This window comes from Pseudomonas fluorescens, from assembly GCF_002022275.1.
Taxonomy (GTDB): Bacteria; Pseudomonadota; Gammaproteobacteria; order Pseudomonadales; family Pseudomonadaceae; genus Aquipseudomonas; species Aquipseudomonas fluorescens_AJ.
Window position 1 is genome coordinate 103,644 of the sequence record NZ_MSDF01000012.1, and the last position, 6,724, is coordinate 110,367.

The 6,724-nt window shown below is 60.5% G+C and carries 7 protein-coding genes; 3 read left to right on the top strand and 4 right to left on the bottom strand.

Annotated features, from left to right (window positions below; all coding sequences use genetic code 11):
* Positions 1-10 precede the first annotated feature (10 nt).
* Complete coding sequence (kynA, locus tag BFW87_RS06440; protein ID WP_078739098.1) at positions 11-868, bottom strand: tryptophan 2,3-dioxygenase; 858 nt, start codon at positions 866-868, stop codon at positions 11-13.
* Positions 865-1,515, bottom strand: a complete 651-nt coding sequence (kynB, locus tag BFW87_RS06445; protein WP_078739099.1) for an arylformamidase — start codon at positions 1,513-1,515, stop codon at positions 865-867. Before kynB ends, kynA begins: the two co-directional genes overlap by 4 nt.
* 366 nt (positions 1,516-1,881) lie before the next feature.
* Between kynB and BFW87_RS06450 the strand changes: the two genes are divergently transcribed.
* On the top strand, positions 1,882-2,226 hold the full coding sequence (locus BFW87_RS06450; protein WP_016971018.1) for a cupin domain-containing protein: 345 nt from the start codon (positions 1,882-1,884) through the stop codon (positions 2,224-2,226).
* A 220-nt stretch (positions 2,227-2,446) separates the two neighbouring features.
* On the opposite strand, the gene mmsB is transcribed toward BFW87_RS06450, so the two are convergent.
* Positions 2,447-3,334, bottom strand: a complete 888-nt coding sequence (mmsB, locus tag BFW87_RS06455) for a 3-hydroxyisobutyrate dehydrogenase (RefSeq protein WP_078739100.1) — start codon at positions 3,332-3,334, stop codon at positions 2,447-2,449.
* A gap of 15 nt (positions 3,335-3,349) precedes the next feature.
* Positions 3,350-4,867: a CoA-acylating methylmalonate-semialdehyde dehydrogenase gene (locus BFW87_RS06460; RefSeq protein ID WP_078739101.1), complete on the bottom strand. Its 1,518-nt coding sequence runs from the start codon at positions 4,865-4,867 to the stop codon at positions 3,350-3,352.
* A gap of 129 nt (positions 4,868-4,996) precedes the next feature.
* Between BFW87_RS06460 and BFW87_RS06465 the strand changes: the two genes are divergently transcribed.
* Positions 4,997-5,944 (top strand): LysR family transcriptional regulator, encoded by a 948-nt coding sequence (locus tag BFW87_RS06465; RefSeq protein WP_078739102.1) that lies wholly within the window; start codon positions 4,997-4,999, stop codon positions 5,942-5,944.
* Between the two features lie 327 nt (positions 5,945-6,271).
* Positions 6,272-6,556, top strand: coding sequence for a DUF3077 domain-containing protein (locus tag BFW87_RS06470; RefSeq protein WP_078739103.1), 285 nt, complete (start codon positions 6,272-6,274; stop codon positions 6,554-6,556).
* Positions 6,557-6,724 lie beyond the last annotated feature (168 nt).

Genomic DNA, 6,724 nt, shown 5'->3' on the forward strand with positions numbered 1-6,724 from the left:
GGCTTTTTGTTTAGAGCGTTGAACGCACTCGCCACAGCTCGGGGAACAGCACGGTGTCGAGCATCTTGCGCAAATACCCCACACCTTCAGTGCCACCGGTGCCGGGCTGGAAACCGATAATCCGCTCCACCGTGGTCACATGCCGAAAGCGCCACTGGCGGAACGAATCCTCCAGGTCGATAAATTTCTCGGCCAACTGATACAAATCCCAATACCGGCTCGGGTCGCGATACACCTCGCGCCATGCCGCCTCCACGGAATCATCGTGAACCGTCGCCGCCGTCGGGTCGCGCTCGGCGCGTTTGGGGTCAATCGCCAGACCCGCTTTGGCCATGAGGTTGACGGCCTCGTCATACAGCGACGGCGTGGCAATCGCCACTTTCAACTCGTTTAAAAGCTCCGGCCGATGGGCATGCGGCCGCAACAGCGCCGCGCTTTTATTGCCGAGGATAAATTCGATTTCGCGGTACTGAAACGACTGAAACCCGGACGACTGCCCCAGGAACGGACGAATCGCCCTGTACTCCGACGGTGTCATCGTCGCCAGCACCGCCCAGGCGTGCACCAATTGATCGAAAATCCGCGACACCCGCGCCAGCATCTTGAACGCCGGCGGCAACTCGCCCAGGCGCACGTGCTCGCGGGCGGCCTTGAGTTCGTGGAGCATCAGTTTCATCCACAACTCGGAGGTCTGGTGCTGGATGATGAAGAGCATTTCGTTGTGGTCCGGCGACAGCGGGTGCTGGGCGCTGAGGACTTTGCCCAGGTCCAGGTAGTCGCCGTAGCTCATGGCCTCGGAGAAATTCAGTTCGGCGTTATGCCATTCTTCGGGCGGTTGGTAATCGGCAGAGAAAGGACACTGGCTCATCGCGTGGGCTCCTTGAGCGGACGGAGAATGGCGCGGACCGGGCTCGCGTCAAGGTTGGCAAAACGCAGCGGCAGCGCGATCAATTCATAGTCGCCCTCCGGCACGTCATCGAGCACGATGCCTTCGAGAATCGCCATGCCATGGCGCGCCACGGCGTTGTGGGAATCCATGGTCTTGGACTGTTGCGGGTCCAGCGATGGCGTGTCGATTCCGATCAGGCGCACGCCCAGACTGGCGAGCAGCGCGATGGTTTGCGGGGCAATGGCGGTGAAATTCGAATCCCATTCGGTCAGCGGCGCCTGTGCATAAGTGCGCAACAGCACGCGCTCCGGCAAGTTATCCACACGCCCTTCCAGCTGATGGGGTTGGACCAACGCGCCGCTGCCCAGGCAATGCAACACGCGGCACGGGCCCATGTACACGTCCAGCGAGACCTCGCCAATCGGCGCACCGTTCGCGCTGTAATGCAGCGGCGCATCCACATGGGCGCCAGTGTGCGGCGACAAGGTTACGCGGCCCACATTCACCGGGCACTCGGGGCCGAACTGCCACACGCGCTCTTCCTGAAACGGCGTATCGCCCGGCCAGGTCGGCGTCGCCGTGCTCAAGGGCGGGCTGATGTCCCACCACGTTTTTATTGGGTTCATTTGAAGGCTCTCACTCGTTCTCCGGTGAATGATACGAGGGCCGGTTGCGAATTTTCTTGCGAATTCTGGCGCCGAGTGGGAAATCTTTCGCACTTACTGCGAAGAAAGGTCGTATTGGCGCACACATCTGTCACCAGCACGTCCACTGTGGGAGCCGGGCTTGCCCGCGATGGCGGCGGCACAGGTTGCATCTCCATTGCCAGATACACCGCTATCGCGGGCAAGCCCGCTCCCACAGGGACGGCGCAGCATCTGAGAGATCGCACTCGCCTTGCGCTTCTGGGCATCCCGATGTCGAGTTCAGACCACTGACGCAACGCCCCAAGCCGTAGGGTTGCTCTTTCCCTTTCCTGCCTTGGAGCCATCATGACCCAGCCGATCACCGTACTGCGCGACACCCACCCTTTGCCGGTTCTGGATGCCTGCAAATGGGAAAAACTCGAGGGCGACCCGCACACCGTCAACCTGAACGCCTACACCAGCGAAGACGGCAGCAAGATCATGGGCACCTGGATCTGCACCCCGGGCAAGTGGTACGTGAACTACGTGAAGTGGGAGTACTGCCACTTCCAGGAAGGCTACTGCATCATCACGCCAGAAGGCCTGGAACCGATTCACTTGCGGGCTGGGGATATCTTTGTGGTGGAACCGGGGATGAAGGGGACGTGGGAAGTGGTGGAGACGGTGCGTAAGTATTTTGTGTTTGCCTGAGCCAGACCCGTCTTTTGTGGCCAGCGGGCCTGATGTGGCGAGCAGGCTTGTTGTGGCGAGCGGGCTTGCCCCGCGTTGGGCTGCGCAGCAGCCCTAAAACCAGACGCCGCATTCTTCCTGAAAGAATGCGGCGTTTTCATTGGGGCTGCTGCGCAGCCCAACGCGGGGCAAGCCCGCTCGCCACAACAAGCCCGCTCGCCACACTAAGCGCGCTCAACCCTTACTTGGGCTTGCGATAGCTGTTGATAATCGCCGAGAAGTCCTTCCCCCCCTCCCCGCGCTGGCTCATCGATTGATACAACTGCTGAGCCACGGCGCCCAAAATCACTGGCTGCTTGGCCTGGCGCGCCGCCTCGGTAGCCAGCCCCAAATCCTTGAGCATCAAGTCCGCACCAAACCCGCCGGTGTAACCCCGGGACGACGGCGCGGTTTCAATCACGCCCGGCCAAGGGTTGTAGGTGTCCGAACTCCAGCAGCGCCCGGTGGAGCTGTTGATAATGCCTGCGAGCACTTGGGTATCGATGCCCAGTGCATCGCCCAGCGCCATGGCTTCGCTGACGCCGACCATGCTGATACCAAGCAACAGGTTGTTGCATATCTTGGCGATCTGGCCGGTACCGACGTCGCCGCAATGCACGATGTTACGGCCCATCTGCGCCAGCACCGGCTGCAGGGTGGCGAACAGTTCCGGGGTGGCGCCGACCATGAAGGTCAGTGTGCCCGCCTGCGCGCCACCGGTGCCACCGGACACAGGCGCATCGGCCACCACAACACCTTGCTTGGCCGCCGCCGCAGAAACATCGCGAATGGTCTGCGGGTCGATGGTGCTGCAATCCACCGCCGGCACACCTTTGCCGATGCCTGCCAACACGCCGTCTTCATTGAGCCACACGCTGCGCACATGGGCAGCGGCGGGCAGCATGGTGATCACCAGCTCAGCGTCTTTCGAGGCATCACGCGGCGAGTCGCTGATGGTGCCGCCCAGCTCGGCCAGTTCCTTGAGTACGGTTTGGTTCAGGTCGAACAGGTTCAGCGCGTGCCCGGCCTTGATCAGGTTGCGGGCCATGGGTGCGCCCATGTTGCCCAAACCGATAAATGCAATCTTCATGGTCTTCTCCCGAAATCAGCGCAGGTTGATGGTGGTGTTGACGCCATCGTTGACCGTGTCGTCGTCGAACCAGCGGCTGGTGACGGTTTTGGTCTGGGTGTAGAACTGCACCACTTGCTTGCCGTACGGGCCGAGGTCGCCGAGTTTGGAACCGCGCGAACCGGTGAAGCTGAAGAACGGCACGGGCACCGGAATCGGGATGTTGATGCCGACCTGGCCCACGTCGATTTCGCTCTGGAACTTGCGCGCCGCCGCACCGCTTTGGGTGAACAGGCCGGTGCCGTTGCCGAACGGGTTGGCGTTGACCAGCGCGATGGCTTCGTCGAGGGTGGCGACTTCCAGCACCACCAGCACCGGGCCGAAGATTTCCTGGGTGTAGATCTGCATGTCGGTGGTCACGCCCGAGAACAAAGTCGGGCCGACGAAGTTACCTTGCTCGAAGCCCGGCACCTTGATGTCGCGACCGTCCAGCTCCAGCGTGGCGCCTTCTTTCACGCCGCTTTCGATCAGCTCCAGGATGCGTGCCTTGGCGCGCTTGGAAATCACCGGGCCGACATCCGTGCCCGCTTCGCTGCCCGCATTCACTTTGAGTTTTTGCGCCAGCGCTTTCAGATCCGGCAGCCATTGTTTGGCCGCGCCCACCAGCACCACCACCGAGGTGGCCATGCAACGCTGACCCGCCGCGCCGAAACCGGCGCCGACCAGCGCATTGAGGGTGTGTTCGCGGTTAGCGTCCGGCAGCACCACGGCGTGGTTCTTGGCGCCCATCATCGACTGCACGCGCTTGCCGTGTTTGCCGGCCAGGTCGTACACGTGAGTGCCAACGGCAGTCGAACCGACGAACGATACGGCCTTGATGTCTTTGTGGGTGCACAGCGCATCCACCACGTCTTTGCCGCCGTGCACCACGTTAAGCACGCCAGCCGGCACACCGGCTTCCAGCGCCAACTCAACCAGCAGCACGGTGGACAGCGGGTCCTGCTCGGACGGTTTAAGGACGAAGGTGTTGCCGCAGGCGATGGCCATCGGGAACATCCACAGCGGAATCATCGCCGGGAAATTGAACGGAGTAATGCCCGCGCACACGCCGATCGGCTGGCGCAGGGTGTAGGTGTCGACGCCACCGGCGACGTTTTCAGCGAATTCGCCCATCTGCAAGGTGCCGATGGAGCACGCGTGTTCGACCACTTCCAGGCCACGGAAAATATCGCCCTCGGCATCGGCAATGGTCTTACCCTGCTCGGCACTGAGGACTACGGCAATACGCTTGGAATGTTCGCGAATCAGGGCTTGTAGCTTGAGCATGATGCGCATGCGCGCGCCGATCGGCGTCAGCTTCCAGGTCTGGAAAGCGCGATGGGCGGCGTCGATGGCGGCGTTGACTTCATCGGCGGTGGCAAACGGGACTTTGGCCAGCACCTCTTGGGTGGCCGGGTTGACGATGTCTTGCCAGTGGGTGGTCTTGGACTCGACCCATTCACCATTGATCAGCAACTTGACCTGTTGCACGGAAATATCGGCAGAAGCGTTCATGTGGTCTCCAATCTTGTAGTTATGCAGAGACAAGGCGCGTGAATCGCCTTGGAAATGAGGCGTTCGGACTGTTTTTCGAGTATAGATGTGCAAATCTCTAATAAGAACGCACATAAAAGCCGGTCCAATATGCAAAAAAACATCACGTCCCTGGGCTCCCTGAACTGGGATGACCTGAAGTTTTTCCTCGAAGTGGCGCGCACCCGCAAGGCCAGCGTCGCCGCCAAGCGCCTGGCGGTGGACTACACCACTGTGTCGCGGCGCATCAGCTCACTGGAAGTGTCCCTCGGCACACTGTTGTTCGAAAAATCCCGGACCAACGGCTTTGTGCTCACCCCCGAAGGCCAGCGTTTGCTGGGGTATGCGGAGTCCATCGAAAGCACCTTGCACATGGCTTGCGAGCAGGTATCCGGCTCCGGCGTGGCGCTGTCCGGGCATGTGCGCATGGGGTGCACCGAGGGGTTTGGCAGCTTCTTTGTCACGCCGCAGTTGAGTCATTTCGTCGACACCTACCCGGCCATCTCGGTCGATATCCTGCCCCTGCCCCACTTCATCAGTTTGTCCAAACGCGAAGCCGACATCGTCATCGCCCTGGAACGCCCGGAACACGGGCCGTATGTGTGCTGCAAATTGTGCGACTACAAATTGCAGCTGTACGCGACCCAGGAGTATCTGGACCAACACCCGCCCATCCGCAAACCGGCGGATTTGGCGGAGCATCCGTTTATCAGTTATGTGGATGACCTGGCGTTCAGCTCGGAGCTGTTGTATCTGGCGAACGTGGTGCCCGGCGCCAGCGCGAGTTTGCGCAGTACCAGCGTGATTGCGCAGTACGTGGCGGCGCAGCAAGGGCGGTCGATGGCGATACTGCCGTGCTTTTTGGCGGCGCAGGACCCGCGGTTGTTGCCGGTGTTGGGGGAGCAGATTTCGATTACGCGGCAGTTCTGGATGTATTGCCGGGAGGATCTGAGGAAGTTGAAGCGGATTACGTTGTTATGGGACTACCTCCGGGAGGTGACGGAGCAGAATCAGGGGTTGTTGATGGGGGAGACAAGGGAGATGCGGTTTGCGGATTAAAGGGCCATCAACGACGATTCGCTTTAAATTGCAGGACGTTTCCTAGAGACTCTCTAGCCTATTGCGCCTTACCGTCTGGGTCACTAGCCTCCTGACTTCGCTGCTCATCAGCGATCGGGTTTAGCGACTCGGATTAGTTGGGATGTGATGCCAGAGTATTGCCAGGCTTTTTTACCTGTCGTTACCGTTTTATGGCGGCTGTACGCGGGAGACCTCCGGGTCTGCCGGGTTCCCAAATTTACCGGTTCGCTAACCCGTGTACAGCTGCCACCTCTTCATGTTTAGCGACATGCCGTGGTGACCCCTACCGCAAATTTGGGAAACATCATGTCTAAAATCGTCCCCGATCCACCCCTTTCCTCCATCACCACCCTCGGCGTCGTCACTTTCGGCGATTACGGCGAAAACGAAAAACCGCTATTCCGCGTCAATGCCGGCATGCCCATCGAAGAAGCCCTGGAACACGCCTCCACCCTGCTCTTCTACTCCAAGAAACTCGCCATGGAAGCCGCCATGGATGTACGCGGCGAGCAATACGCATGGGCCGCGCATTACCTGTGCGAGATGGGCAAAGCCGTGGTGGATGACCTGACGCAGGCGATGACCCAATAAATCCTTGCCTGGATAACCGCCATCGCGGGCAAGCCCGGCTCCCACAGTTGAACTGCGCCGGGCACAAAATTCAGGCCTTGCACAAACTAGTGTGGGAGCTGGCTTGCCTGCGATGGCGGTGGGTCAGGTAATAGATTCTTGGCTGAACGACCGCATTCGCGAGCAAGC